This window comes from Chelatococcus composti (genome assembly GCF_014201415.1).
Lineage (GTDB): Bacteria > Pseudomonadota > Alphaproteobacteria > Rhizobiales > Beijerinckiaceae > Chelatococcus_A > Chelatococcus_A composti.
In genome coordinates, this window is sequence record NZ_JACHEH010000002.1 from 257,468 (window position 1) to 282,799 (window position 25,332).

At 69.6% G+C, this 25,332-nt stretch carries 22 protein-coding genes; 16 read left to right on the top strand and 6 right to left on the bottom strand.

Translation table 11 applies throughout. The features are described 5' to 3' along the window. Positions 1-7 precede the first annotated feature (7 nt). On the bottom strand, positions 8-2,290 hold the full coding sequence (locus HNQ73_RS04535) for an NADP-dependent malic enzyme (RefSeq protein ID WP_183332700.1): 2,283 nt from the start codon (positions 2,288-2,290) through the stop codon (positions 8-10). Between the two features lie 148 nt (positions 2,291-2,438). On the opposite strand from HNQ73_RS04535, the gene mutS reads away from it, so the two are divergent. Next, entirely contained in the window at positions 2,439-5,210 is a 2,772-nt protein-coding gene (mutS, locus tag HNQ73_RS04540; RefSeq protein WP_183332702.1) for a DNA mismatch repair protein MutS, read from the top strand. Here mutS and HNQ73_RS04545 read toward each other — a convergent pair whose 3' ends face one another. Further along, on the bottom strand, positions 5,211-6,023 hold the full coding sequence (locus HNQ73_RS04545) for a hypothetical protein (protein ID WP_183332704.1): 813 nt from the start codon (positions 6,021-6,023) through the stop codon (positions 5,211-5,213). A gap of 210 nt (positions 6,024-6,233) precedes the next feature. On the opposite strand from HNQ73_RS04545, the gene HNQ73_RS04550 reads away from it, so the two are divergent. The 3 genes from HNQ73_RS04550 to olsB all read left to right on the top strand — a co-directional run bounded on the left by HNQ73_RS04550 (position 6,234) and on the right by olsB (position 11,099). Then, positions 6,234-7,772, top strand: a complete 1,539-nt coding sequence (locus HNQ73_RS04550; protein WP_183332706.1) for a YifB family Mg chelatase-like AAA ATPase — start codon at positions 6,234-6,236, stop codon at positions 7,770-7,772. A gap of 91 nt (positions 7,773-7,863) precedes the next feature. Then, complete coding sequence (locus HNQ73_RS04555) at positions 7,864-9,972, top strand: PAS domain-containing hybrid sensor histidine kinase/response regulator (RefSeq protein WP_183332708.1); 2,109 nt, start codon at positions 7,864-7,866, stop codon at positions 9,970-9,972. Between the two features lie 140 nt (positions 9,973-10,112). Next, on the top strand, positions 10,113-11,099 hold the full coding sequence (gene olsB, locus HNQ73_RS04560; protein WP_183332710.1) for a l-ornithine N(alpha)-acyltransferase: 987 nt from the start codon (positions 10,113-10,115) through the stop codon (positions 11,097-11,099). Between the two features lie 9 nt (positions 11,100-11,108). Here olsB and HNQ73_RS04565 read toward each other — a convergent pair whose 3' ends face one another. From HNQ73_RS04565 to HNQ73_RS04575, 3 genes are read right to left on the bottom strand one after another with little or no spacing between them, the layout of a single operon-like run. Continuing rightward, positions 11,109-11,996, bottom strand: a complete 888-nt coding sequence (locus HNQ73_RS04565) for an NAD-dependent epimerase/dehydratase family protein (protein WP_183332712.1) — start codon at positions 11,994-11,996, stop codon at positions 11,109-11,111. Then, positions 11,993-13,141, bottom strand: coding sequence for a tRNA epoxyqueuosine(34) reductase QueG (gene queG / locus HNQ73_RS04570; RefSeq protein WP_183333322.1), 1,149 nt, complete (start codon positions 13,139-13,141; stop codon positions 11,993-11,995). The genes HNQ73_RS04565 and queG overlap by 4 nt, the downstream gene beginning before the upstream one ends. Next, positions 13,138-13,833 (bottom strand): glutathione S-transferase family protein, encoded by a 696-nt coding sequence (locus tag HNQ73_RS04575; protein WP_183332714.1) that lies wholly within the window; start codon positions 13,831-13,833, stop codon positions 13,138-13,140. Before HNQ73_RS04575 ends, queG begins: the two co-directional genes overlap by 4 nt. A gap of 214 nt (positions 13,834-14,047) precedes the next feature. Here HNQ73_RS04575 and HNQ73_RS04580 point away from each other — a divergent pair, with 214 nt between their 5' ends. Continuing rightward, positions 14,048-14,851 (top strand): undecaprenyl-diphosphate phosphatase, encoded by an 804-nt coding sequence (locus HNQ73_RS04580; protein ID WP_183332716.1) that lies wholly within the window; start codon positions 14,048-14,050, stop codon positions 14,849-14,851. A 19-nt stretch (positions 14,852-14,870) separates the two neighbouring features. Here HNQ73_RS04580 and nth read toward each other — a convergent pair whose 3' ends face one another. Continuing rightward, positions 14,871-15,623 carry an endonuclease III gene (nth, locus tag HNQ73_RS04585; RefSeq protein ID WP_183333324.1) on the bottom strand — a complete coding sequence of 251 codons (753 nt, stop codon included), beginning with the start codon at positions 15,621-15,623 and terminating at the stop codon, positions 14,871-14,873. 22 nt (positions 15,624-15,645) lie between these two features. Here nth and HNQ73_RS04590 point away from each other — a divergent pair, with 22 nt between their 5' ends. From HNQ73_RS04590 to HNQ73_RS04640, 11 genes are all read left to right on the top strand, one after another. Beyond that, complete coding sequence (locus HNQ73_RS04590; RefSeq protein WP_183332718.1) at positions 15,646-16,164, top strand: DUF2244 domain-containing protein; 519 nt, start codon at positions 15,646-15,648, stop codon at positions 16,162-16,164. Positions 16,165-16,256: 92 nt separating this feature from the next. Further along, a complete protein-coding gene (locus HNQ73_RS04595) occupies positions 16,257-17,162 on the top strand; it encodes a bifunctional helix-turn-helix domain-containing protein/methylated-DNA--[protein]-cysteine S-methyltransferase (protein WP_183332720.1) in 906 nt (301 codons plus the stop codon). A 290-nt stretch (positions 17,163-17,452) separates the two neighbouring features. Continuing rightward, complete coding sequence (dnaK, locus tag HNQ73_RS04600) at positions 17,453-19,363, top strand: molecular chaperone DnaK (protein ID WP_183332722.1); 1,911 nt, start codon at positions 17,453-17,455, stop codon at positions 19,361-19,363. A 143-nt stretch (positions 19,364-19,506) separates the two neighbouring features. Next, positions 19,507-20,673, top strand: a complete 1,167-nt coding sequence (gene dnaJ, locus HNQ73_RS04605) for a molecular chaperone DnaJ (protein ID WP_183332724.1) — start codon at positions 19,507-19,509, stop codon at positions 20,671-20,673. Positions 20,674-20,748: 75 nt separating this feature from the next. Beyond that, positions 20,749-21,348, top strand: coding sequence for a class I SAM-dependent methyltransferase (locus HNQ73_RS04610; protein ID WP_183332726.1), 600 nt, complete (start codon positions 20,749-20,751; stop codon positions 21,346-21,348). A gap of 167 nt (positions 21,349-21,515) precedes the next feature. After that, positions 21,516-22,223: an orotidine-5'-phosphate decarboxylase gene (gene pyrF / locus HNQ73_RS04615; protein WP_183332728.1), complete on the top strand. Its 708-nt coding sequence runs from the start codon at positions 21,516-21,518 to the stop codon at positions 22,221-22,223. 11 nt (positions 22,224-22,234) lie between these two features. Further along, entirely contained in the window at positions 22,235-22,546 is a 312-nt protein-coding gene (locus HNQ73_RS04620) for a DUF1330 domain-containing protein (RefSeq protein WP_183332730.1), read from the top strand. Beyond that, a complete protein-coding gene (locus HNQ73_RS04625) occupies positions 22,518-22,886 on the top strand; it encodes a GNAT family N-acetyltransferase (RefSeq protein ID WP_210304933.1) in 369 nt (122 codons plus the stop codon). Before HNQ73_RS04620 ends, HNQ73_RS04625 begins: the two co-directional genes overlap by 29 nt. A gap of 349 nt (positions 22,887-23,235) precedes the next feature. Continuing rightward, the gene (gene dapB / locus HNQ73_RS04630) at positions 23,236-24,042 is read left to right on the top strand and encodes a 4-hydroxy-tetrahydrodipicolinate reductase (RefSeq protein WP_183333326.1); all 807 of its coding nucleotides are present in this window, start codon (positions 23,236-23,238) and stop codon (positions 24,040-24,042) included. A gap of 24 nt (positions 24,043-24,066) precedes the next feature. Then, positions 24,067-24,687, top strand: coding sequence for a 2,3-bisphosphoglycerate-dependent phosphoglycerate mutase (locus HNQ73_RS04635; protein ID WP_183332732.1), 621 nt, complete (start codon positions 24,067-24,069; stop codon positions 24,685-24,687). Between the two features lie 18 nt (positions 24,688-24,705). After that, complete coding sequence (locus HNQ73_RS04640) at positions 24,706-25,326, top strand: alpha-ketoglutarate-dependent dioxygenase AlkB family protein (protein WP_183332734.1); 621 nt, start codon at positions 24,706-24,708, stop codon at positions 25,324-25,326. Positions 25,327-25,332: the final 6 nt, after the last annotated feature.

Below are 25,332 nucleotides of genomic sequence, written 5' to 3' on the forward strand. Positions count from 1 at the left end.
CCCCGCCTCACCCTCCCACGTTGAAGGCCGCGAGCGCCGCCATGTTGACGATGTCCGTGTCCTTGGCGCCGAGCGACACGATCTGCACCGGCTTGTCGAGGCCGACGATGAGCGGGCCGATGACGGTGGAGCCACCGAGCTCCTGCAGCATCTTCGTCGCGATCGAAGCCGAGTGGAAGGCCGGCATGACAAGCACGTTCGCCGGCCCGGTCAGGCGGCAGAACGGATAGACGCTCATCAGGTCCCGGTTGAGCGCGACATCCGCAGCCATCTCGCCGTCGTACTCGAAGTCGCAGCGCCGACTGTCGAGGATGCGCACCGCCTCCTGTACGCGCTCCGAACGTTCGCCCGTCGGGTGGCCAAAGGTGGAGAAGGCGAGCATGGCAACACGCGGCTCATAGCCGAGCCGGCGGGCGACGCCCGCCGCTTCCACCGCGATCTCCGCCAGATCCTGTGCACTCGGCATCTCGGTGATGGCCGTGTCCGCGACCAGGACGGTGCGACCACGCGCCAGGACGATGGACACGCCGATGACGCGGTGGCCCGGCTTCTCGTCGATGACGCGGCGCACGTCCTCGAGTGCGATTGAATAGTTGCGCGTCGTGCCCGTCACCATCGCATCGGCGTCGCCGAGCGCCACCATCGCGGCGGCGAAGTGGTTGCGGTCCTGGTTGATGAGGCGCTGGCAGTCGCGGAACAGATAGCCCTTGCGCTGCAGCCGCTCGTAGAGGAACTGCGCGTAGGCGGCGTTGCGATGCGACAGGCGGGCATTGTGCACCTCGATGCCTTCCTTGGCCTCGAGGTCAATGCCGGCGAGCCGCGCCGTCTCGTAGACGCGCTCCTCGCGCCCGACCAGAATGGCCGTGCCCAGCCCCTGGTTGACGAAGGAAACGGCGGCGCGGATGACCTGCTCCTCCTCGCCCTCGGCGAAGACGACGCGCTTCGGGAAGCGCCGGACGCGCTCGAAGACGCGGTTGAGCGTGCCCGCCACCGGGTCGCGCCGGGCCGAGAGCTGCGCCTTGTAGCCGCGCATGTCGACGATGGGCCGGCGCGCCACGCCCGTCTCCATCGCCGCCTTGGCGACAGCGACCGGCACCACGTGGATGAGGCGCGGGTCGAACGGCACGGGAATGATGTAGTCGCGCCCGAAGCGCGGACGCGCGCCCTGATAGGCGGCCGCCACCTCGTCCGGCACATCCTCGCGCGCGAGCTCGGCGAGCGCCCGCGCGGCGGCGATCTTCATCTCCATGTTGATCGTCGTCGCCTGCACATCGAGCGCGCCGCGGAAGATGTAGGGGAACCCGAGGACGTTGTTGACCTGGTTCGGATAGTCCGAACGGCCCGTCGCCATGATGGCGTCGTCACGGATGGCTGCAACCTCCTCCGGCAGGATCTCCGGGTCCGGGTTGGCCATGGCGAAGATGATGGGGTTCGGCGCCATGGAGGCGATCATCTCCGGCGTGAGCGCACCCTTGGCGGACAGGCCAAAGACGACGTCGGCCCCGTCAAGCGCCTCGGCCAAGGTGCGGGCCTTCGTCTCGACGGCATGGGCCGACTTCCACTGGTTCATCCCCTCCTCGCGCCCCTTGTAGACGACGCCCTTGGTGTCGCAGAGGATGACGTTGTTGGGCGCGAAGCCCATCGCCTTGATAAGCTCGGCGCAGGCGATGCCGGCCGAGCCGGCGCCGTTGATCACGAGCCGGGTCGTCTTAACGTCGCGGCCGGTCAGGTGCAGCGCGTTGATGAGCCCCGCGGCGGCGATGATGGCCGTGCCGTGCTGGTCGTCGTGGAAGACGGGAATGTCCATCAGCTCGCGCAGGCGCTCCTCGATGATGAAGCAGTCCGGCGCCTTGATGTCCTCGAGGTTGATGCCGCCGAAGGACGGCCCGAGATAGCGCACCGCGTTGATGAAGGCTTCCGGGTCCTCGGTGTCGACCTCGAGGTCGATCGAATCGACATCGGCGAAGCGCTTGAAGAGGACGGACTTGCCCTCCATCACCGGCTTCGAGGCGAGCGCGCCAAGGTTGCCGAGGCCGAGGATGGCCGTGCCGTTGGAGATGACGGCGACGAGGTTGCCCTTGGTCGTGTAGTCGTAGGCGACGCTCGGGTCCTCGTGAATCGCCTTCACAGGCACGGCGACGCCGGGTGAATAGGCGAGCGAGAGGTCGCGCTGGGTCGCCATGGGCTTGGTGGGCACCACCTCCAGCTTGCCGGGCCGCCCCTGGGCATGAAATTGCAGGGCTTCCTGGTCAGTGAAGGTAGGGCGGGAGCGGCGCTTGGCAGTGTCCATTGTCTTCTTGATCTCGGGCGTTTCCGGGTCGGCCGCGACCTTACGGCAGCAGCACGATTCCGCTCAAGCGAAGTTCTCCACGATTTCCGCAGATCAACCATGCAACGGAGGATGAAACGCCGGGTTGGCTCTGCTAGCGTCCCGGCCCATGAGCCGTGAAGTTAGCGCCGCAAGGGACGATCAGGAGCGGACGGGCAGCGTTGCCGTGCCTGCGGATGCGGGCGCCGAGGCCGTGCGGGCCGAGCTCCAGCGCATGACCCCGATGATGGCGCAGTACATGGAGATCAAGGCCGCGCACGCGGACTGTCTCCTCTTCTACCGCATGGGCGACTTCTACGAGCTGTTCTTCGAGGACGCCGAGATTGCCTCGCGCACCCTCGGCATCGTCCTGACGAAGCGCGGCAAGCACCTCGGCGAGGATATCCCCATGTGCGGCGTGCCTGTGGAGCGCGCCGAGGACTATCTCCAGCGCCTCATCGCGGCCGGCCACCGCGTCGCCGTCTGCGAGCAGATGGAGGACCCCGCCGAGGCGAAGAAGCGCGGCGGCAAGTCCGTGGTCCAGCGCGGTGTCGTGCGCCTCGTCACGCCCGGCACCATCACCGAGGACAGCCTGCTCGACCCGGCGCGGGCCAACCTTCTCGTCGCCATCGCCCGTCGCCGCACCGGCGAGGACAGCTACGCCTACGGCCTGGCCGCCATCGACATCTCCACCGGCCGCTTCACGGTGACGGAAACGCCGGCCTCCGGACTCTCGGCCGAGATCGCGCGGCTCGACCCGCGCGAGATCGTGGTGCCTGACACCATCTACGACGAGCCTTCGCTGCGCGACCTGTGGCGCGAGCAGCGCGCCGCCGTCACGCCCATGGCGCGCGACGGGCTCGACTCGGCCTCCGCCGAACGGCGGCTGAAGGACTTCTTCGGCGTGGCGAGCCTCGACGCCTTCGGCGCCTTCTCGCGCGCCGAGATCGCGGCGGCCGCAGCTGCACTCGCCTATGTGGAGCGCACACAGCTCTCTGCCCGGCCGCCCCTGTCGCCGCCGTTGCGCGAGGACCTGTCCGGCACGCTCTCCATCGACGCGGCGACGCGCGCCAATCTCGAGCTGATGCGCACCCTGTCGGGCGAGCGCAGCGGCAGCCTTATTGCGACCATCGACCGCACGGTGACGCCCGGCGGCGGACGCCTCCTCGCCGAGCGGCTGGCGAGCCCGCTCACCAACGTGGCCACCATTCGCGCCCGCCACGATGCCGTGGCCTTCCTCGTCGCGGAACGGCCGCTGCGCGAACGCCTGCGCCAGGCCCTCGCCGCGGTGCCTGACATCGCCCGTGCCCTGTCGCGCCTGACACTCGGCCGCGGCGGCCCGCGCGATCTTGCGGCGGTGCGCGACGGGCTCCGGGCGGCGGAGGCCATCGCGAACCTGCTCGCGGACGCTGCCCCGCCGGCGGAGCTCGCGGCCGCCGCCGGGTCAATGCGGGGCATCGCGCCCGGCCTCGCCGAGGACCTGTCCGCTGCGCTCGCCGACGAACTGCCGCTGCTCAGGCGCGACGGCGGCTTTGTGCGCGAGGGCTACGACGCGGCACTCGACGAGGCGCGCGTGCTGCAAGTCGATTCGCGCCGCTTCATCGCCGCCCTGCAGGCCCGATATGTCGACGAGACCGGCTGCCGGACGCTCAAGGTCAAGCACAACAACCTCATCGGCTATTTCGTCGAGGTGCCCGCCGCCGTCGGCGAGGATCTCCTCAAGCCGCCCCACAACGCCACCTTCGTCCACCGCCAGACGATGGCGGGGGCCATGCGCTTCTCCACGGTGGAGCTCGGCGAACTCGAGGCACGTATCGCCTCGGCGGCCGACAGGGCACTCGGCATCGAGCTCGCCATCTTCGACCGCCTCAGCAATGCCGTCGTCGCGGCGGGAGAAGCCATCAAGCGCGCCGCCGAGGCACTCGCCGTCGTCGACGTCACGGCGGCGCTTGCGCTGCTGGCCGACGACCTCGGCTGGACCCGCCCCATCGTCGACGACAGTCTCGCCTTCTCCATTTCCGCCGGGCGTCACCCGGTGGTCGAGGCCGCGCTCAAGCGCGCCGGCCAGACCTTCGTCGCCAACGACTGCGCGCTCTCTCCGCCAGAGGGCGAGCAAGCTGGCCGCATCACCCTTGTCACCGGCCCCAACATGGCCGGCAAGTCCACCTTCCTGCGCCAGAATGCGCTCATCGTCGTGCTTGCCCAGATGGGCGCCTTCGTGCCGGCGGCAAGGGCCCACATCGGCATCGTGGACAAGCTGTTCTCGCGCGTCGGCGCCGCCGACGACCTCGCCCGCGGACGCTCGACCTTCATGGTCGAGATGATCGAGACGGCGGCCATCCTCAACCAGGCGGGCGAGCGCTCCCTCGTCATTCTCGACGAGATCGGCCGCGGCACGGCCACCTTCGACGGCCTGTCCATCGCCTGGGCGGCCATCGAGCACCTGCACGAGGTCAACCGCTGCCGCTCGCTCTTCGCGACCCACTATCACGAGCTCACCGCGCTCTCCGAGCGCCTGGCGCGTGTCGAGAACGCGACGGTGCGCGTGAGCGAGTGGAAGGGCGACGTCGTGTTCCTCCACGAGGTCATTCCCGGCGCGGCCGACCGCTCCTACGGCATCCAGGTCGCCAAGCTCGCCGGCCTGCCGCCGCCGGTCATCGCGCGCGCCCGCGCCATCCTCGACGAACTGGAAAAGACCGAGCGGGAGAAGCCGGTCGCCGCGCTCGTCGACGACCTGCCACTGTTCGCCGCCGTGTCGCAGCGCCCCGCCGCCGCAACGCCGCAGAAAGACGTGCTCAGGGAGGCCCTCGACGGCCTCGACCCGGACGAGATGACACCCCGCGAGGCACTGGAGACCCTCTATCGCCTCAAGGCGCTGCGGGCCGAGCAGAACCAGCGGTGATCAGGTGGCAGCCGCCACCCGGCGCATCCGCCGCAGCCGCAGCATGAAGAGCAGGCCGTTCCAGGCAACGGAGATGGCGAGGCCGATCAGGAGTGCCGCGGCCGCACCGAGGGGCACGGCGGCGAGATGCACCGCGGCCATCCCTGCAGCAAAACCGGCGAGGCCGTAGATGCTGCTCGCCGCCACCGCGGCAGCGGCCAGCCCCCCGACCGCACGGTGCGTCACGACGACGACGCTCGGGATCACGACGGGGAAGAGCGCGAGGATGCCCGAGGCGAGCGGGCCGATGTGCCAGCTCACGACGCTGAGGACGCCGACGAGCGTCGCCACGGCAAGCGCGCGCAGTACGAGATCCACCGGGCGGGACGCATTGGCAGGAGGCATCGCCACTCGCGAGAAGCGCAGCGCCAGCGGCACGCCGATGGCAAGTGCAACGGCGTTGAGCACGAGGCCCGCCCACAGCGGCGGCGTGAGGGCGCGGATGGCGACGGCGGCGAGCAGCCACGCGCCGATCGCGCCGGCAAGGCAGCCGGGGGCGCCCACCCCACGCCGGGCGAGCACCGCATAGGTCATGACGAAAAGCACCGTCACCGCATTGATGCTGACGCTGCCCACGGCGCTCTCGGCAATGAAGGCAGCGCCGTGGTCCAGGGCCAGCACGACATAGGCCGGGCCGGCCGAGATCGGCAGCGTCGCGATCAGCCCCCCGACGAAGGGCCCCGCCTTCTGCGCCGCGAGCGAGCCAGCGACGACGACGGCCGCCACGAGCAGCATCTTGACCGGCAGCGCCAGCAGCGCGGCATCCAACGCCATGTCTGCGAACCTTCCTCCCCGGCGGCGCACGCGCTGCCGCTCAGGCAACGCATAGCGCGTTACAGCAACCAAGGCCCGCGCTGCCGGCGCAACCCTGCCCTGCCCCGGCCGAAGCGGTGGACCGCCACAATCGCGCCTGCTTTTGTTCTCTTCCTGTTCTTGAGCAGAAGGTCGATCGCCGCTAAGCTGGCTGGGCCCGGGGGGAAGGACATGGTGACGAGGGTCGCGACGGTCGCGTTTGAAGGGATCGAGGCGCGGGCGGTGGACGTGCAGGTGCAGATCGCACCGGGCAACGTGGCTTTCACCATCGTCGGCCTGCCCGACAAGGCAGTGGCCGAGAGCCGCGAGCGCGTGCGCGCGGCCCTGATGGCCGCCGGGCTCACCCTGCCGGCCAAGCGCATCACCGTCAATCTCGCGCCGGCCGACCTGCCCAAGGAAGGCTCGCACTACGACCTGCCCATCGCGCTTGCCGTCATGGCGGCCATCGGCGCCGTGCCGGCCGATGCCCTCGCCGGCTACACGGTGATCGGCGAGCTCGCGCTCGATGCCTCGATCGCGCCCGTTGCCGGCGTGCTGCCGGCCGCCATTGCCGCCAGTGCGCGCGGCCACGGGCTCATCTGCCCCGCTGCCTGCGGGCCCGAGGCGGCGTGGGCGAGCGGCGACCTCGACATTCTCGCGCCGCGCTCCCTCGTGCAGCTCGCCAACCACTTCAAGGGCACACAGGTCATGGCCCGGCCCCAGCCGGCGGTGGCGCCCCCGGGCTCCGACCTGCCCGACCTGAAGGACATCAAGGGCCAGGAGAGCGCCAAGAGGGCGCTTGAGATCGCCGCCGCCGGCGGCCACAACCTCCTGATGAACGGCCCGCCCGGCGCCGGCAAGTCGATGCTGGCGCAGCGCCTGCCGTCGATCCTGCCGCCGCTCGCCCCGGCCGAGCTGCTCGAAGTCTCCATGATCCACTCCGTCGCCGGCCTCCTTGCCGACGGGGCGCTTACCGATCGCCGGCCCTTCCGCGCGCCGCACCATTCCGCCTCCATGGCTGCGCTCGTCGGCGGTGGCCTCAGGGCGCAGCCAGGTGAGGTCTCGCTCGCGCACCACGGCGTGCTCTTTCTCGACGAGCTGCCCGAGTTCCAGCCTCAGGTGCTCGACAGCCTGCGCCAGCCGCTGGAGACCGGCGAGGTGCTGATCTCGCGCGCCAACCACCGTGTCAGCTACCCGGCCCGTTTCCAGCTCGTCGCCGCCATGAACCCATGCCGCTGCGGCCGCGCCACCGAGCCGGGCTACGCCTGCCGGCGCGCGCCCAATGAGCGCTGCATGGCGCAGTACCAGGCCCGTCTGTCCGGCCCGCTCATCGACCGCATCGACCTCATCATCGAGGTGCCGGCCGTCACGGCCGCCGATCTCATCCTGCCGCCACCGGCCGAGGGCTCGGCGGAGGTGGCCGAGCGCGTCGCCCGCGCCCGCGCCGTGCAGGCCGCCCGCTACGCCTCGCTCGGCCTTTCCGGGGTGACCACCAATGCCCGCTGCCCCGTGCCGGTGCTCGAGGAAGTGGCCCGGCCCGACGAGGCCGGCCTCGCCCTCATCCGCGGTGCGGCGGACGCCATGCGCCTCACCGCCCGCGGCTACCACCGGGTGCTCAAGGTGGCGCGGACCCTGGCCGACCTCGACGGCGAGAAACGGGTGGGGCGCCTGCATCTCGCCGAGGCCCTGTCCTACCGCACGGCGCTCGAGCGGCTCGCCGTACCGGCCTGAGGCTTTAACGGGCGATTCAGCACGCCTGCCAACGCAATCTCAACGCCTCCATGGGAGGTTGCGCAGCAACGAAAGCTGAGCTGAACGCCCCATGGACCTTCTGACCACATCTCATGATCTCGTGGCCGGCGCCGCCGCGCTGATCGTGGTCGCGACCGTGGTGTGGCTCATCCTCCGGCGCCGGCGGACGCTTCTCGACCAGATCGACCGTCTGGAGGCCGAGATCGAGGCGCTGCACGATTCGATCTGGGAACTGTCCGAAAGTCGCGAGCACTACCGCAGCATCGTCGAGGCGCAGGGCGACCTCATCGTGCGCCGCGCCCAGGACGGGCGGATCGTCTACTGCAACGACGCCTTCGCACGCCTCGCCGGCCGGCCGCGCGAGGAGCTCATCGGCACCACCTGGCAGCCGGTCGTGCGTGAAGTCAGCGACGTGCGCCTGTCCACGACCGGCGCCCGCATCTTCGACGAGGCCATCGAATACGGCGGCGGCATCGTCTGGATCTCGTGGATCGAGACCCTCGCCCTCGGCGACAGCGGCGCCGAACGCCAGCGCGTGGGCCGGGACGTGACGAGCCGCGTCGCCGCCGAGCACGACCTGCTCGATGCACGCCACCGCGCCGAGGCGGCGAGCGAGGCCAAGTCCCGCTTCCTCGCCACCGTCAGCCATGAGGTGCGCACGCCGCTCAACGGCATCCTCGGCATGGCCGACCTGCTGGCCGACACCCGCCTCGACCCCGAACAGGCCACCTATGTGCGTGCCGTGAAGACCTCGGGCGAGGTGCTGCTGTCGCTCATCGACGACATCCTGGACTTCTCCAAGATCGAGGCCGGCAAGATCGCCCTCGTGCAGGAGCCGTTCGACCTGCGCAGCCTCGTCGAGAACGTCGTCGAGCTGCTGGCCCCCCGCGCCCAGGGCAAGGGCATCGAGATCGCGAGCTCCGTCTCGCCCGACCTGCCGCCCCTCGTCCTGGGCGACCGCGACCGCCTGCGCCAGGTGCTGATGAACCTCGCCGGCAATGCGGTGAAGTTCACGGACCGCGGCGGTGTCGGCGTCTGCATCGAGGTGCAGCCTGACGGGCTCGTGGCCTTCAGCGTCGCCGACACCGGCCCCGGCATCCCCAAGGATCGGCAGGACGCCGTCTTCCGCGAGTTCGAGCAGGTCGACGACACCGCGAGCCGGCGTCACGGTGGCACTGGCCTCGGCCTCGCCATCTGCCGGCACATCGTGGAACGCATGGGCGGGACCATCACCGTGGAGAGCGAGGAGGGCCGCGGCGCCACCTTCCGCTTCGCCATCGCCCTCGCCGCTGTCGGCGGAGACAGCCCCCCGGCCCTGCCGCCGCCGACGAAGGTGGACCTCTCGGGCAAGCGCGTGCTCATCATCGCCGATTCTCCCTTCGAGGCGCCGTTCATCGCGCGCCGGCTCGTGGCCGCCGGCGCCCAGGCCGAGATCCGCACGAGCGAGGCGGCCGCCAGCGCCGCGATGACGACGGAGAAATACGACGTGGTCCTCACCGACTGCGCACTCGGCGAGGAGGCAGCCCGGCGCCTCGCCGCCCTCGCCCGGCGCTCGGGCGTGCGGCGCAGCCTCATCCTGCTCTCGCCCTTCGAGCGCCGCGAGTTCGGCCCCCCTGCCGCAGCCGGATTCGACGGCTATCTGGTGAAGCCGGTCCGCGCCCTGTCCCTGATGCAGCAGATCGCGCTCGAGCCCGTCACGCCGCCGCCCCAGCAGCCCCCCGCGACAGAGGCGCAGGCCCAGCCCAGGGCTACCGAACGGTCCCAGCGCAAGCGGCGCGTCCTTCTCGCCGAGGACAACGAGATCAACGCCCTGCTCGCGCTCAAGCTGCTCGAGGGCGCGGGGGCGGAGACCGTCTGGGTGCGGGACGGCACCAAGGCCGTCGCCGAGATGCGGCGGGTGCTCGCCGGCCACGAAGAGCCGTTCGATCTCATTCTCATGGACGCACGCATGCCCGAGATGGACGGGCTCGAGGCCGTGCGCCGCATCCGCGCCATGGAGGCTGCCCACCCCCGTCCGACGCACGTGCGAATCGTGATGCTGACCGCCAACGCCTTCGCCGAGGACCGCGCGGCAGCCATGGCCGCCGGGGCCGACGGCTTCCTCGCCAAACCGTTTGAACGCCAGAAAATTCAGGAACTTGTCGAAGGTTCGGGAACGCCCGGCGCGGCACAGGCGTGAGATGCCCGCCCCATCTCCTCGTTGTCACAAAACGTTCCGAGGCTTATGGTTCCGTTAACATATGCGGTGGAAATGGCTGCGTCGGCAAACCGGCGCGCTGGGCTGACGCCGCCGCTTACGGGGCAGACGGTCTGGGGCTCATGGTTTACGATCCGACACAGGTGAAGACCTCGCGAGGGGCCGCGCAACCCGATGTCATCCGGCTCGTACCCCGCGGCCTGACAAACATGCTGCGCCCGAGCAACTGGGGCGCAGCCACGGCAAGCGCACTCCTGCCGTTCCGCGCGCCGGCGCCGGCCGATGCCGGCGGCCTGCCCACGGTCCTCGGGCGGCTCGGCTCGCTCGAGGTGCGCCTCGCGCGCACGCGCAAGGAGATCAAGCAGGCGCAGAGGCTGCGCTACCAGGTGTTCTACGAGGAGATGTCGGCACTGCCGAACGCGACCTCCATGCTGTCGCGGCGCGATGTCGACGAGTACGACGCCATCTGCGACCACCTGCTCGTGCTCGACTACGACGTGCCCAAGAAAGCCTTCCGCAATCCCAAGCCGCAGGTGGTCGGCACCTACCGCCTGCTGCGGCAGGAGGTGGCCGACCGGCACTGGGGCTTCTACACGGCCGGCGAGTTCGACATCCAGCCGCTGATCGACGCTAATCCGGACAAGCGTTTCCTGGAGCTCGGCCGCTCCTGCGTGCTGAAGCCCTACCGCAACAAGCGTACCGTCGAGCTGCTGTGGCACGGTATCTGGGCCTATGTGCTGCACCACCGCATCGACGTGATGCTGGGCTGCGCCAGCCTTGAGGGCACCAACCCGGACAAGATGGCGCTGCAGCTGAGCTTCCTGCACCATTACGCCCGCGCACCGGAGAGATGGCGGGCCAATGCGCTCGCCGGCCGCGGCGTCGCCATGGACCGGCTGCCGAAGGAGGCGGTCGACCCCAAGGCCGCGCTGCATGCGCTGCCGCCGCTGGTCAAGGGCTATCTGCGCCTCGGCGCCTCGATCGGCGACGGGGCCGTGATCGACCATCAGTTCGGCACGACGGACGTGCTGGTGGTCCTGCCTGTCGAGGCCATCAACCCCCGCTACATCGACCATTTCGGCCCGGCAGCAAACCGCCACGCGGCCTAACGGGCGGGCTCAGTTCCGCCCGGCGAGCTCTGTCCGTGCCAGTGCCGCGATCCCCTCGCGGTAGGTGGGATAGGCGAGCGTCACGCCCAGCTCCTCGCGCAGGCGGCGGTTCGAGACCCGACGGTTGTCCGCATAGAAGCTGCGTGCCATGGGCGGCAGGTCGGCCTCCTCGAAGGGAACCTCCGGCGGCAGCGCAACACCGGCCAGCTCGGCGGCATAGGCCACGACGTCCTGCGGCGGCGCCGGCTCGTCGTCGCTGACGTTGTAGATCGCCCCGGGCGACGGGCGCGCGAGCGACGCCGCCAGCGCCGCGGCGATGTCTTCCACGTGGATGCGGTTGAACACCTGGCCGGGCTTGACGATGCGCTGTGCTTCGCCGCGCAGGAGCTTGCCGAGCGGGCTGCGCCCGCCCGGCCCGTAAATGCCCGCGAGCCGGAAGATCTGGACCGCCTTGCCGGTCTCGCGGCCGAGCGCCAGCCACGCCTCCTCCGCGACGACGCGCTGGCGCGTGCGCCCCTGGGAGGGGTTGAGCGGCGCGTTCTCGTCCACCCAGGCGCCGCCATGGTCGCCGTAGACGCCGACCGTGGACAGATATGCGATCCACCCGAGTCGCGGCGCCCCGGCGACGGCCTCGCGCGCCGCCGCGAGGACCACGTCCCCTTGCGGCCCCGGCGGAATGCTGACGATGAGCGCATCGGCCTGCGCGAGGGCCTCGGCGGCCGCCTCCTGCAGCTTCTCTCCCGTGAAGACGAAGGCCTCGACGCCGCCCGGCGCAGCATTGACGGCAGCCGCATTCTCCGGCGTGCGCACCGTTGCCCACACGCGCTCGAAGCGGTCGCGATGGCGGGCGACGAAATGGCTGGCGCTATAGCCCAGCCCGAAGACGAACAAGTTCAAGCCAGTCCTCCCCCCACACTCTCCTGAAGCGCCTGTTGCCACTCTTCACGCACGGCCGCGTCCTCCTCCCCGTCAATGCGGCGCGCGGCGAGGGCCGTGAACTCCCCTCTCGGCAGCAGCCGCGACAGGGCCCACACCGCCGCGCCCCGCACCAGGGCGGAGGGGTCGTCGAGAAGGGGAAGGGCCGCTTGCGCCAGCGAGGGCAAGCCCGAATTGCCGATGGCCACGAGCACGTTGCGAATGAAGCGCTCTCGCCCCGTGCGCTTGACGGGCGAGCCGGCGAAAAACTGGCGGAAGGCAGCATCGTCGAGCCGCGCCAGCGCGGCGAGCGACGGCGCCGTCAGGTCCGGCCGGGCGGCGAGGCGCACCTCCCGCGCCTGCTGCGCAAACTTGTTCCAGGGGCAGACGGCGAGGCAGTCGTCGCAGCCGAAGACCCGGTTGCCCATCAGCGGCCGCAGGTCGCGCGGGATAGGCCCCTTGTGCTCGATGGTGAGATACGAGATGCAGCGCCGCGCATCGAGCACGTAGGGCTCCGGGAAGGCTGCCGTCGGGCAGATGTCGAGGCAACGCCGGCATGAGCCGCAACGGTCCCGCTCCGGCGCGTCCGCCGGCAGGTCCGCCGTTGTGAAAATGGCGCCGAGGAAGAGCCAGCTCCCGAAGGCGCGGGAGACAAGCACCGTATGCTTGCCCTGCCAGCCGAGGCCGGCCGCCGCGGCAAGCGGCTTCTCCATCACCGGCGCCGTGTCGACGAAGACCTTGACGTCCGCGCCGCCGGCGGAGGCGAGCAGCGACGCCACCTGCTTAAGCTTGCCCTTGATGATGTCGTGGTAGTCGCGGTTGCGGGCATAGACCGAAATGGTCGCGCGCTCGGGCCGCGCCAGGCTGGCCAGCGGATCCTGCGCCGGGCCGTAGTTCATGCCGAGGAGGAGAATGGAGCGCACCTGCGGCCACAACCGCACGGGATCAGCCCGCTCGTCGGCCCTGTCGGCCATCCAAGCCATGTCGCCATGGTGGCCCTCCGCCAGCCAGGCGCGGAGCCTTTCCGGCAGTTGCGGTGCGGCGCCCGGATGCGTGACCCTGAGGACGTCGAAGCCCTCGGCCGCCGCCCGGGCGGCAACCGCACGCCTCAGAGCCTCGCCCGTCAGAAATCGAGATCCGCGTAATGGGCGGCCGGCGCCATGCCCGGCACCCTGTCGTTCAGCAGCGTCCGGAAGGACGGCCGCGATTTTATCCGTGCGTACCACGCCTTCGCCGTTTCGTCCTCGTCCCAAGGCACGTCGCCCAGGTAGTCGGCACAGGACAGGTGCGCTGCCGCCGCAAGGTCGGCGTAGGTGAGCTGCGCGCCCGCCAGCCAATTCCGCTTGGCGGCCAGGAAACCGATGTATTTCAGATGATAGCGGACATTGTTGCGCGCCGCACGGATGGCGCTCATGTCCGGCGGGCCGCCACCGGCATCGGCCCCCATGAAGCGCTTGTAGATCTTCTCGGTGACGAGATAGCCCGACACCTCCTCAAAGAACTTCTGGTGGAACCACTCCATCAGCCGCCGCACCTCGACGCGATCGGCCACCGTCTGCGGCATGAGGCGGCGCATGGCGTCGAGCCCGCCGGCGCGCGCCTCGTCGAGATATTCGGCGATGACGGTGGCGCCGGGTACCACGAGCCCGTGCTCGTCCACCAGCACGGGCACGAGGCCGGCCGGGTTGAGCATCAGGAACTCGGTGCGCCGCTCCCACGGCTTTTCCTCGACCATGGACAGCTCGACGCCGAGCTCGCCGAAGATGAGCCGGACAAAACGGGAGTGCGGGCAGAAGGGATAGTGATGAAGCGTCGCCATGATACGCGCGGACTATGCTGACAGGCGGGCGGCAATAAGGCGGGAGCGGTCACCTGCCGGCATATCCGCGCGCCGCAGACCGGCTGGCACGATGGCCTTTCCCCGTATAGAACCGCTGCCGGGCCGACACAACTCGATTCGCTTCGCGAGGACAGCCGTCCCCGCGCCTTCCCGGAACTCTTCACAGCTCGCACACAGGCCGCAGGATCGCCCCATGACTTTCACGGACGCCCTCGAAGCACTCGTGCTCGGCCTCGTCGAAGGCCTGACGGAGTTCCTCCCCGTGTCGTCCACCGGCCACCTGCTGCTCCTCGGCCATTTCATCGGCTTCGAGTCGAACGGCAAGACGTTCGAGGTCCTCATCCAGCTCGGTGCCATCCTCGCCATCCTTTCGGTCTACTGCGGCAAGCTCCTCACCATCGCCCGCGGCCTGCCAACGGACCCCGGCATGCGTCGCTTTGTCCTCGGCGTCCTCCTTGCCTTCCTGCCGGCCGCGATCGTGGGCGCGCTCCTGCACGGCTTCATCAAGGAAGTGCTGTTCGACCCGAAGATCGTCTGCATCTCGCTGCTTGTCGGCGGTGTGGTGCTGCTCGCCGTCGACGGGCTGAAGCTGCGGGTCGAGTACCGGGACGCCATGCACTACCCGCTGTCGATGTATCTCAAGATCGGCATCTGCCAGTGCCTCGCCATGATTCCCGGCGTGTCGCGCTCGGGCGCCACCATCGTGAGCGCCATGCTGATGGGCGCCGACAAGCGCTCGGCAGCGGAGTTCTCCTTCTTCCTCGCCATGCCGACCATGGCCGGGGCCTTTGCCTACGACCTCCTGAAGAACTACAAGAACCTCACCTTCCACGATGGTGCGCTGATCGTCATCGGCTTCGTCTCGGCCTTCCTTGCCGGGCTCTTCGTGGTGCGCTCCCTGCTCGACTTCGTCTCGCGGCACGGCTTCGCCGTCTTCGGCTGGTGGCGCATCGTCGTCGGCGCGGCCGGCCTCGCCGGACTCCTCGTCTACGGCTGAGCCGTCGCGCCAGCGCGCCTCATATCGTCTTGGCCTCGTAGCGGCACAGGTCGTTGATGATGCAGCGGCCGCAATCGGGCTTGCGCGCCTTGCAGACGTAGCGCCCGTGCAGGATGAGCCAATGGTGCGCGTGGCGCCTGTAGGGCTCGGGCACGATCTTCTCAAGGCCAAGCTCCACCGCCAGCGGCGTCTTGCCGGGGGCCAGCGGAATGCGGTTGGCGACCCGGAAGAGATGGGTGTCGACGGCGATGGTCGGCGCGCCGAAGGCGATGTTGAGGACCACGTTCGCCGTCTTGCGGCCGACGCCTGGCAGGGACTCGAGCTCCTCGCGCGTGCGTGGCACCTCGCCGCCGAACCGCTCGATGAGCTGCTGCGACAGGGCGATGACGTTCTTCGCCTTGTTGCGGTAGAGGCCGATGGTCTTGATGGCGTCGCGCAACCGCTCCTCGCCGAAGGCGAGCATCTTCTGCGGCGTGTCCACGACGGCGAAGAGCGGACGCGTGGCCTTGTTGACGCCGGCATCCGTCGCCTGGGCCGAGAGCACGACCGCGACAAGCAGCGTGTAGGGATTGACGTATTCGAGCTCGCCCTTCGGCTCCGGATTGGCCGCGTGGAAGCGCCGGAAGATCTCGGCCACCGTCGCCGCGTCCGGCACGACCGGCCCCTTCCTCGCCCTGCGGGTCCGCATCGGGGCCGGCTTCGGCGCCTTCGGCTCTTGCGGTTCGGAGGCCGCCACGTCGACGGCGGGAGAAGAAGGGTGCTTCGCGCGCATGCCGGACCTATAATGGACGGCCATGACGAGCGACAAGCACTCTCTCCCGCCAGAACCGGCCCCGCCCGATCCTGCGACCGAACCGCTGTTCTGCGCGCTCATCACACCGCACCGCTCGCTGGGGCAGAATGCCTTCCGGCTGGTGATGACGCTCATGTGCGTCGCAACCCTCGTCTCCAGCCTGCCCTTCATGCTCGCCGGGGCCTGGCCGGTGGCGGGCTTCTTCGGGCTTGACCTTCTCGCCCTCTATCTCGCCTTCCGCATCAACTTCAGCCGCGCCCGCAGCTTCGAGGAAGTGTTCCTCACGCGGATCGAGCTGCTCCTGCGCAAGGTCAGCCACCGCGGCGACCGGCGCGAGTGGCGCTTCAACCCGGCCTGGACGCGGCTCGAGCGCGTCACCGACGAGGACTTTGGCCTCGTCGCGCTCGCGCTCGTCTCCCGCGGCGAGCGGGTGCCGGTGGCCGGGGCGCTCTCCGCCGCCGAGCGCGCCGACTTTGCCGACGCTTTCGGAGCCGCCCTCCTCGTCGCCAAGAAGGGCTGACGCGAGGCGCCGGGCTGCGGGCGACGCCGCGCAGCTTTCGGGTGGCAGGGACCGGATCAGCGCCTATGCTCGCGTCGGAGGATCCCCGCACCATGCTCGACACCACGACCGAGACCCTGCCCGCCTTCGACGAGCTGCCCGCGGCCGACGGCGCCGCGGCGAGTGCGGGCGACTACGAGCGCGTGCGCCGCATCATTGCCTTCATCTCCGAGCGCTGGCGCAGCCAGCCGTCGCTTGACGACATCGCCACCCACGTCGGGCTGACGACGACGCAGGTACACCATCTCTTCCGGCGCTGGTGCGGCCTTTCGCCCAAGGCCTTCCTGCAGGCGATCACCCTGGACCGGGCGCGCGCCCTGCTCAGGGCCTCCGCCAGCGTGCTCGAGACGGCCTACGAGGTCGGCCTGTCCGGCCCCGGCCGCCTGCACGACCTCTTCGTCACGCATGAGGCGATGACACCTGGCGCCTACAAGGCCGGCGGCGCCGGGCTCGTCATGTCCTACGGCTTCCATCCCTCGCCCTTCGGCGAGGCCATCCTCGTCGCCACGGACCGCGGCCTCGCCGGCCTCGGCTTCGTCGACGGCGGCGACCGCGCGGCGGCCCTCGCCGACATGCGCCGGCGCTGGCCGCGGGCGCACTATGTGGAGGACACGGCCGTGACGGCGCCGCTCGCCCGCCGCATCTTCGACCCGGCAATGTGGCGGCCGGACCAGCCGCTGAAGGTTGTGCTCATCGGTACGGATTTCGAGATCCGCGTGTGGAGCACCCTGCTCAAGGTGCCGATGGGATGCGCCACCACCTATGCGCAGGTTGCGGAGCACATAGGCAAGCGGGGCGCGGCCCGGGCCGTCGGCGCCGCCGTCGGCAGGAACCCGATTTCCTTCGTCGTGCCTTGCCACCGCGTGCTCGGCAGCTCTGGTGCCCTCACGGGCTATCACTGGGGACTCACGCGCAAGCAGGCCATCCTCGGCTGGGAGGCCGGCCGGACCAGCCGCTGACGCCACCATCCATTCCGGCAGCGCAGTGCGCCCATTACGACCGCGAGCCTTGCGAAGCGCTGCCGCCACATCCATCTCATGGCTGGAGACAACGCCGCCGGCGCGTGAGACAGTTGCCTTGCTTGCCGCTGGGCCTGTCCTTATATACGCGCCCGACGTGCGGATTGTCGGTCAGGAGCTCAACGCGACAGCCAACCGCGATGCGCCCGAGTTTGGTCAGAGTCAAGCCATGGGCCGGATCGCTTCGGGATCCGGCACGGCGGTCTGCTTGAAAGTGAGGGATCACATCCATGGGTAAAGTTATCGGTATCGACCTCGGCACCACCAATTCCTGCGTCGCGGTGATGGAAGGCACGACGCCCAAGGTGATCGAGAACGCGGAAGGCGCCCGCACGACGCCTTCGATCGTTGCCTTCACGGATGATGGCGAGCGTCTCGTCGGCCAGCCGGCCAAGCGCCAGGCGGTGACGAACCCCGAACGCACCTTCTTCGCCATCAAGCGCCTCATCGGTCGCACCTACGACGACCCGATGACGAAGAAGGACATCGGCCTCGTGCCGTACAAGATTGTCAGGGCGAGCAACGGCGACGCCTGGGTCGCCGCCGACGGCAAGGAATATTCGCCGTCGCAGATCTCCGCCTTCACGCTGCAGAAGATGAAGGAGACGGCAGAAGCCTATCTCGGCCAGAAGGTCGACCAGGCTGTCATCACCGTCCCCGCCTACTTCAACGACGCCCAGCGCCAGGCCACGAAGGACGCCGGCCGGATCGCCGGCCTCGAGGTGCTGCGCATCATCAACGAGCCCACGGCCGCCGCGCTTGCCTACGGCCTCGACAAGAAATCGAACGGCACCATCGCCGTCTACGACCTGGGCGGCGGCACCTTCGACATCTCGATCCTCGAGATCGGCGACGGCGTCTTCGAGGTGAAGTCGACGAACGGTGACACGTTCCTCGGCGGTGAGGACTTCGACATGCGCCTCGTCGAGTATCTCGCCGACGAGTTCCAGAAGGAGCAGGGCATCGACCTGCGCAAGGACAAGCTCGCGCTGCAGCGCCTCAAGGAGGCCGCCGAGAAGGCGAAGATCGAGCTCTCGTCCGCCCAGCAGACCGAGATCAACCTGCCCTACATCACGGCCGACGCCTCCGGGCCGAAGCACCTCGCGCTCAAGCTGACGCGCGCCAAGTTCGAGGCGCTGGTCGACGACCTTATCCAGCGCACCATCGAGCCGTGCCGCAAGGCGCTCAAGGACGCGGGCCTGTCGGCGGGCGCCATCGACGAGGTCGTCCTCGTCGGCGGCATGACGCGCATGCCCAAGGTGCAGGAGGTCGTGAAGCAGTTCTTCGGCAAGGAGCCGCACAAGGGCGTCAACCCTGACGAGGTGGTCGCCATCGGCGCCGCCATCCAGGCCGGCGTGCTGCAGGGCGACGTGAAGGACGTGCTGCTGCTCGACGTGACGCCGCTGTCGCTCGGCATCGAGACGCTGGGTGGCGTGTTCACGCGCCTCATCGACCGCAACACGACCATCCCGACCAAGAAGAGCCAGGTGTTCTCGACCGCCGAGGACAACCAGACGGCTGTCACCATCCGCGTCTTCCAGGGTGAGCGCGAGATGGCGGCAGACAACAAGCTGCTCGGCCAGTTCGATCTCGTCGGCATCCCGCCGGCGCCGCGCGGCGTGCCGCAGATCGAGGTGACGTTCGACATCGACGCCAACGGCATCGTCAACGTCTCGGCCAAGGACAAGGCCACCGGCAAGGAGCAGGCCATCCGCATCCAGGCCTCCGGCGGCCTGTCCGAGGCCGACATCGAGAAGATGATCAAGGAGGCGGAGGCGCACGCGGCCGAGGACAAGAAGCGGCGCGAGCTGGTCGAGGCGAAGAACCAGGGCGAGAGCCTCATCCACTCGACCGAGAAGTCACTCAAGGAGTATGGCGACAAGGTCGGCGCCGCCGAGAAGGGCGCCATCGAGGACGCCATCGCGGCGCTGAAGACCGCGCTCGAGGGCGACGACGTGGCCAACATCCAGGCCAAGACCAACGACCTGCTGCAGGCCTCCATGAAACTCGGCGAGGCCATCTACCAGGCCTCGCAGAACGCCACCGGAGCCGGCGCGGGCGAGGCCAAGGACGAGGCCAAGGATGATGTGATCGACGCCGACTTCCAGGAAGTCGACGACGACAAGAAGAAGAGCGCGTAACGAGACATGTCCGGCGGGACCCGGCGCTTGCGCCGGGTCCCGCCACCATTACATGTTGAGTTCAGCTCCCGCGCACCGGAATCTTGCCCGCGCGGGAATGGCCCAAGAGATCGGCCCGGTTCGATCTTCGAGGACGAGGTCGCATGGCCAAGGCGGACTATTACGAAATCCTCGGCGTTGAGCGTGGCGCTTCCGACAGCGAGCTCAAGAGCGCCTTTCGCAAGCTCGCCATGCGCTATCATCCCGACCGCAACCCCGGCGACAAGACCGCCGAGGCGCGGTTCAAGGAGATCAACGAGGCCTACGAGACGCTGAAGGATCCGCAGAAGCGCGCGGCCTACGACCGCTACGGCCACGCCGCCTTCGAGCCCGGCGGTGGCATGAATGGCGCGCACGGCTTCGGCGCCGACTTCGCGTCCTCGATGGCCGACATCTTCGACGACCTGTTCGGCGACTTCATGGGCCGCGCCGGCCGCGGCCGTGGCGCCACCGGCGGCGGGCGCGAGCGGGGCGCCGACATGCGCTACAACCTCGAGATCACCCTCGAGGATGCCTACAAGGGCAAGACCGCGACCATCACGCTCCCGACCTCCATCGTCTGCGACGCCTGCGACGGCTCCGGCGCCAGGCCGGGCTCGCGCCCGCGCCAGTGCCCCACCTGCGCCGGCTACGGGCGCGTGCGTGCCTCGCAGGGCTTCTTCGCCATCGAGCGGACCTGCCCGGCCTGCCACGGCCGCGGCGAAGTCATCGACGACCCGTGCCCGGCCTGCTCGGGCTCCGGGCGCGTCACGCGCGAGCGCACGCTGTCCGTCAACATCCCGCCGGGGGTGGAGGACGGCACGCGCATCCGCCTGGCGGGCGAGGGCGAGGCCGGCCTGCGCGGCGGCCCCAGCGGCGACCTCTACATCTTCCTGTCGATCAAGCCCCACCCCATCTACCAGCGCGACGGGGCGGACCTGTTTTGCCGCGTGCCCATCTCGATGGTCACGGCCGCACTCGGCGGCGAGTTCGACGTGCCGACAGTCGACGGTGGCGAGGCGCGGGTGAAGGTGCCCGAGGGCACCCAGACCGGTAAGCAGTTCCGCCTCAAGGGCAAGGGCATGCCGGTGCTGCGCTCGCGCGAGTACGGTGATCTCTACATCCAGGTGGTGGTCGAGACGCCGCAGAAGCTCACCAAGCGCCAGCGCGAGCTTCTCATGGAGTTCGAGGAGGAATGCTCGCGCGAGACTCACCCGGAGAGCACGGGCTTCTTCTCGCGCGTCAAGGATTTCTTCGAAGGCTTCGGTGGCGGCGTCAGCGGCAATGCCTGATCACTGGGCACTTGACCATGCCAGCGGGCTGTTCCAGCTATTGTGCGTTCTATAAAGACCGGAAAGTGCTGATCCGTGGTTGAGCTGCGCCGTCGCGAGGACAAGCCCCCGCTTGAAGACGAGGCCCGCTTCCTGAAATCGTGGGTCGAGCGCCCGTTCGTCACCGGTGCCGTCAGCCCCTCTGGACGACTGCTCGCCCGCACGATGGCAAGCTACGTCGACCCTGCTTTCGACGGCCCCGTCATCGAGCTCGGCCCGGGGACGGGGCCTGTTACCGACGCACTCATCCGACGCGGCGTGGCGCCCGAGCGCCTCGTCCTCGTCGAGTTCAACCCCGATTTCTGCAAGCTCCTGCGGCGCCGCTTTCCGGCGGCCACCATCGTGGAGGGCGACGCCTACCGGCTGGCGGACACCCTCGGCGACATCGCCTCGCAGCCCGCCGCTGCGGTTGTCTCGAGCCTGCCGCTCTTCACCAAGCCGCTGCACGTGCGCGTGGCACTGCTGAACGACGCCTTCAGCCTCATGCATCCCTCGGCGCCGTTCGTCCAGTTCACCTATGCGGTCGTGCCGCCCATCCCCAAGGACGCGACCCATTATACGGCGACCGCCTCCAACCGCGTGTGGTGGAACCTGCCGCCGGCCCGCGTCTGGGTCTACCGCGCGCGCCAGGCATAGCGCGTGTCTGCCGCTGCCCGTCCCGCCCGGGTGCGCCGCCCTGCGCGCCGAGCGCGAGGATTCTCCCGGACGCGCCGCCCCCGTCTTCCCGACAATCTCCTTCGACAGCGGAGCGCGGGAAGTGCTACACGGCCCAACCCCTTCGACCAGCCGTAAAGGATACGTCCATGCAGACGAACGCCCGCGATCGCCTGATCACCGCGCTCGACGTGCCGAGCGCCGACGAGGCCCTGGCGCTGGTCGAACGGCTGGGCGATGCCGTCAGCTTCTACAAGATCGGCATGGAGCTGGTGTACGGCGGCGGCGGCCTCGCCGTCGCGGAGCGGCTGGTGACGGCCGGTAAGAAGGTCTTCCTCGACCTCAAGCTGCATGACATTCCCAACACCGTCGAGCGCGCGACGGCGCAGGTAGCGCAGCTCGGCGTCCACCTGCTCACCGTCCACGGCTACCCCCAGACGATGCGCGCCGCCCATGCCGGCAGGGCCGGCTCGGGGCTGAAGCTTCTCGCCGTCACCGTGATGACCTCCTACGACGATGCGGACCTCGCCGCCGCCGGCTATGCCGAAGGCGTCGCAGAGACCGTGCGCCGCCGTGCCGGCCAGGCCAGGGACATCGGCATCGACGGCCTTATCCTCTCACCGCACGAGGCGGCCGCCATGCGCGCCGCGCTCGGCCCCTCGATGCTACTCGTCACGCCCGGCGTCCGCCCGGCCGGCAGCGCCGTGGGCGACCAGAAGCGCGTGATGACGCCGGGCGAGGCGATCCGCGCCGGGGCAGATCATCTCGTCGTCGGCCGCCCCGTCACCGCCGCGAGCGACCCGCGTGCCGCAGCCGAGGCGATTGTGGCCGAGATCTCCGCAAACCTGACCGCATGAGGGAGGAAGGAATGGCAAAAGCCTACTGGATCGTCCGCGTCGACGTCGAGAACCCGGAAGCCTACAAGGCCTATGTCGCCGCCAATGGCGAGGCCTTCCGCAAGTACGGGGCACGCTTCCTCGTGCGCGGCGGCCCCTTCGAGACGGTGGAGGGCAGCGCCCGCGAGCGCAACGTCGTCATCGAGTTCCCGGACAAGGAGGCCGCGCTCGCCTGCTGGCACTCGCCCGAGTACCAGGCCGCCAAGGCCAAGCGCGACGGACACGCTGTCGCCGACGTCATCATCATCGAGGGCTATGAGGGACCGCAGCCGTCCGACGGATGAACCGGGCGCGCCGGCACCCTACCGGATCAGACCGACGCAGGCCGCTGACCTCTGCCACCTGCCGGACGTGGAACGCTCCGCCGGCGAACGCTTCCGCGCGAGCGATCTTGCCTGGATCGCCGATCAGCCGCGCTTGCCCGTCGAGAGCCACGCTCGGTATCTCGGCTGGCATTGGGTCGCGACCGATGCGGACGATCGACCCGTCGGCTTCATCCTCGCCCGGCCGAGCGGCAACATGATTCATATCGGAGAGGTCTCGGTCGCCCAGCCGCACCAGGGGCGCGGCCTCGGCCGCGCCCTCATCGCCGCCGTTCGTGCGAAGGCTTGCCGCCAGGGCTAGGGCGGGCTGACGCTGACCACCTATCGCGACATCGCGTGGAACGGTCCCTACTACGCTTCACTCGGCTTTCGCGAGATGATGTGGGACGAGCTGCCGTCCTTCCTGCGTGAGCAGTTGGCCGAAGAGGCCCGACACGGCCACGATCTCGCCCGCCGCGTGGCTATGGTGCTGGCGCTCGCCTGATCCGGAGCAGAAGTGACGCTAGGCACCGTTACCATGGGCGCAAAGCCCCGGTCTTGGCGCCCCCGTCTTGGCGCCCCGGTCTTGGCGCGGGCTGCCCGCGCCGCTATACCACCGGCCACGACCGGGCGCAGGGCGCCGGCAGCACGGGAGAAAGACCATGGGCGACATGCGACTCGTCGTCGTCGGAGCAGCCGGACGCATGGGGCGCTTGCTCGTCAAGGCCGTGCACGAGACACCGGGGACTGTGCTGGCGGCCGCCGTCGAGCGCGAGGGTTCGCCCTTCCTCGGCAGGGATGCGGGCGACCTCGCCGGTACGGGCGCCCTCGGCGTCCCCGTGACGAGCAATGTGGATGAAGCCTTCGCGGATGCGGACGGCGTCATCGACTTCACCGCCCCGGCGGCTACCGTCGCCTTCGCCCGCGCCGCAGCGGAAGCCGGCATCGTCCACGTGGTCGGTACGACCGGCCTGTCGGAGGCGGACCTGGCCGCGCTCGCCGAGGCAGCGCGCAGGATACCGCTCGTCCAGTCCGGCAACATGAGCCTCGGCGTCAACCTGCTGACGGCGCTGGTGCGCCGCGTGGCGGCGACGCTCGGGCCGGAATTCGACATCGAGGTGCTGGAGATGCACCACCGCATGAAGGTGGACGCGCCCTCCGGCACGGCCCTGATGCTCGGCGCCGCTGCCGCCGAGGGGCGTGCGGTGAGCCTCAAGGATACCGCCGTGCGCGTGCGCGACGGCCACACGGGCGCACGCCGGGCCGGCGACATCGGCTTCGCCACCTTGCGCGGCGGCTCCGTCATCGGCGAGCACACCGTCATCTTCGCCGGCGACGGCGAGCGCATCGAACTCACCCACAAGGCCGACGACCGGGCGCTCTTCGCCCGCGGCGCCGTGCGCGCGGCGCTGTGGGCGCGCGAGCGGCCGCCCGGCCTCTACGCCATGACCGACGTGCTCGGCATCTCAGCGCTGTAAGCCCACCCCGATCCGGAGATCCCCATGGAGCGCCTTCTCGTCCTCGTCCGCCACGGCCAGAGCGACTGGAACCTGAAAAATCTCTTCACCGGCTGGAAGGACCCGGACCTCACCGAGCAGGGCGTGGCCGAGGCCAGGGCTGCCGGCCAGCGCCTCAAGGCGCTCGGCCTGTCCTTCGATGTGGCCTTCACCTCAGCGCTCACCCGCGCCCAGCACACCTGCCGCCTGATCCTCGAGGAGCTCGGCCAGCAGAACCTCACGACCATCCGCGACCAGGCGCTCAACGAGCGCGACTATGGCGAGCTCTCCGGCCTCAACAAGGATGATGCGCGCAAGCGCTGGGGCGAGGAGCAGGTGCACATCTGGCGCCGCTCCTACGACGTGCCCCCGCCCGGCGGCGAGAGCCTGAAGGACACTGCCGCCCGCGTGCTGCCCTATTACATCGGCGAGATCCTGCCGCGCGTGATGCGCGGCGAGAAAGTGCTCGTCGCCGCCCACGGCAACAGCCTGCGCGCCCTGGTGATGGTGCTCGACCGGCTGACGCCCGAGACCATCCCGACGCTGGAGCTCGCCACGGGCGAGCCGCTCGTCTATCGCCTGCGGGCTGACACGACGGTAGAATCGAAGGACGTGCTCAAGGGCTGAGACCCGATTGCGAGGGGGATGACACAGGCGCTGGAACTGCGGCCGGGCGTGATGCACTGGCCCGGCTACCTCGACCGACCGGCGCAGGAGGCCCTCGTCACCGCCCTGCGCGAGGTGGTGCGCGAGGCTCCATTCTACACGCCCTGCATGCCGCGCACCGGCAAGCCCTTCTCGGTGCGCATGACGAACTGCGGCAGCCTCGGCTGGGTGTCGGACAAGGCCGGCTACCGCTATCAGCGGACCCACCCGGAGACCGGCCGGCCGTGGCCCCCCATGCCCGCCGTCCTCGTCGAGACATGGCAGGCGCTATCCGGCTATCCGCACCCGCCGGAAGCGTGCCTCGTCAATTTCTACGGCCCCGGCACGCGCATGGGCCTGCATCAGGACAGGGACGAGGAGGACTTCGACGCCCCGGTCCTGTCTCTGTCGCTGGGCGACACCGCGCTGTTTCGCATCGGCGGCACCAGCCGGCGCGACGCCACAGTCTCGCTGCGCCTTTCCTCCGGCGACGCGCTGCTCTTCGGCGGACCGGCGCGGCTGGCCTTCCACGGCATCGACCGGATCATGCCCGGCACTTCGACCTTGCTCCGGGAACCGGGGCGGATCAATCTGACCCTGCGCCGTGTCACGCGGCCCTGACCGAAC

Excerpts from the sequence above, each read along its gene's own strand:
- HNQ73_RS04535 (WP_183332700.1), bottom strand. The coding sequence starts at position 2,290 with ATGGACACTGCCAAGCGCCGCTCCCGCCCTACCTTCACTGACCAGGAA.
- mutS (WP_183332702.1), top strand. The coding sequence starts at position 2,439 with ATGAGCCGTGAAGTTAGCGCCGCAAGGGACGATCAGGAGCGGACGGGC.
- HNQ73_RS04545 (WP_183332704.1), bottom strand. The coding sequence starts at position 6,023 with ATGGCGTTGGATGCCGCGCTGCTGGCGCTGCCGGTCAAGATGCTGCTC.
- HNQ73_RS04550 (WP_183332706.1), top strand. The coding sequence starts at position 6,234 with ATGGTGACGAGGGTCGCGACGGTCGCGTTTGAAGGGATCGAGGCGCGG.
- HNQ73_RS04555 (WP_183332708.1), top strand. The coding sequence starts at position 7,864 with ATGGACCTTCTGACCACATCTCATGATCTCGTGGCCGGCGCCGCCGCG.
- olsB (WP_183332710.1), top strand. The coding sequence starts at position 10,113 with ATGGTTTACGATCCGACACAGGTGAAGACCTCGCGAGGGGCCGCGCAA.
- HNQ73_RS04575 (WP_183332714.1), bottom strand. The coding sequence starts at position 13,833 with ATGGCGACGCTTCATCACTATCCCTTCTGCCCGCACTCCCGTTTTGTC.
- HNQ73_RS04580 (WP_183332716.1), top strand. The coding sequence starts at position 14,048 with ATGACTTTCACGGACGCCCTCGAAGCACTCGTGCTCGGCCTCGTCGAA.
- nth (WP_183333324.1), bottom strand. The coding sequence starts at position 15,623 with ATGCGCGCGAAGCACCCTTCTTCTCCCGCCGTCGACGTGGCGGCCTCC.
- HNQ73_RS04590 (WP_183332718.1), top strand. The coding sequence starts at position 15,646 with ATGACGAGCGACAAGCACTCTCTCCCGCCAGAACCGGCCCCGCCCGAT.
- HNQ73_RS04595 (WP_183332720.1), top strand. The coding sequence starts at position 16,257 with ATGCTCGACACCACGACCGAGACCCTGCCCGCCTTCGACGAGCTGCCC.
- dnaK (WP_183332722.1), top strand. The coding sequence starts at position 17,453 with ATGGGTAAAGTTATCGGTATCGACCTCGGCACCACCAATTCCTGCGTC.
- dnaJ (WP_183332724.1), top strand. The coding sequence starts at position 19,507 with ATGGCCAAGGCGGACTATTACGAAATCCTCGGCGTTGAGCGTGGCGCT.
- pyrF (WP_183332728.1), top strand. The coding sequence starts at position 21,516 with ATGCAGACGAACGCCCGCGATCGCCTGATCACCGCGCTCGACGTGCCG.
- HNQ73_RS04620 (WP_183332730.1), top strand. The coding sequence starts at position 22,235 with ATGGCAAAAGCCTACTGGATCGTCCGCGTCGACGTCGAGAACCCGGAA.
- HNQ73_RS04625 (WP_210304933.1), top strand. The coding sequence starts at position 22,518 with ATGAGGGACCGCAGCCGTCCGACGGATGAACCGGGCGCGCCGGCACCC.
- dapB (WP_183333326.1), top strand. The coding sequence starts at position 23,236 with ATGCGACTCGTCGTCGTCGGAGCAGCCGGACGCATGGGGCGCTTGCTC.
- HNQ73_RS04635 (WP_183332732.1), top strand. The coding sequence starts at position 24,067 with ATGGAGCGCCTTCTCGTCCTCGTCCGCCACGGCCAGAGCGACTGGAAC.
- HNQ73_RS04640 (WP_183332734.1), top strand. The coding sequence starts at position 24,706 with ATGACACAGGCGCTGGAACTGCGGCCGGGCGTGATGCACTGGCCCGGC.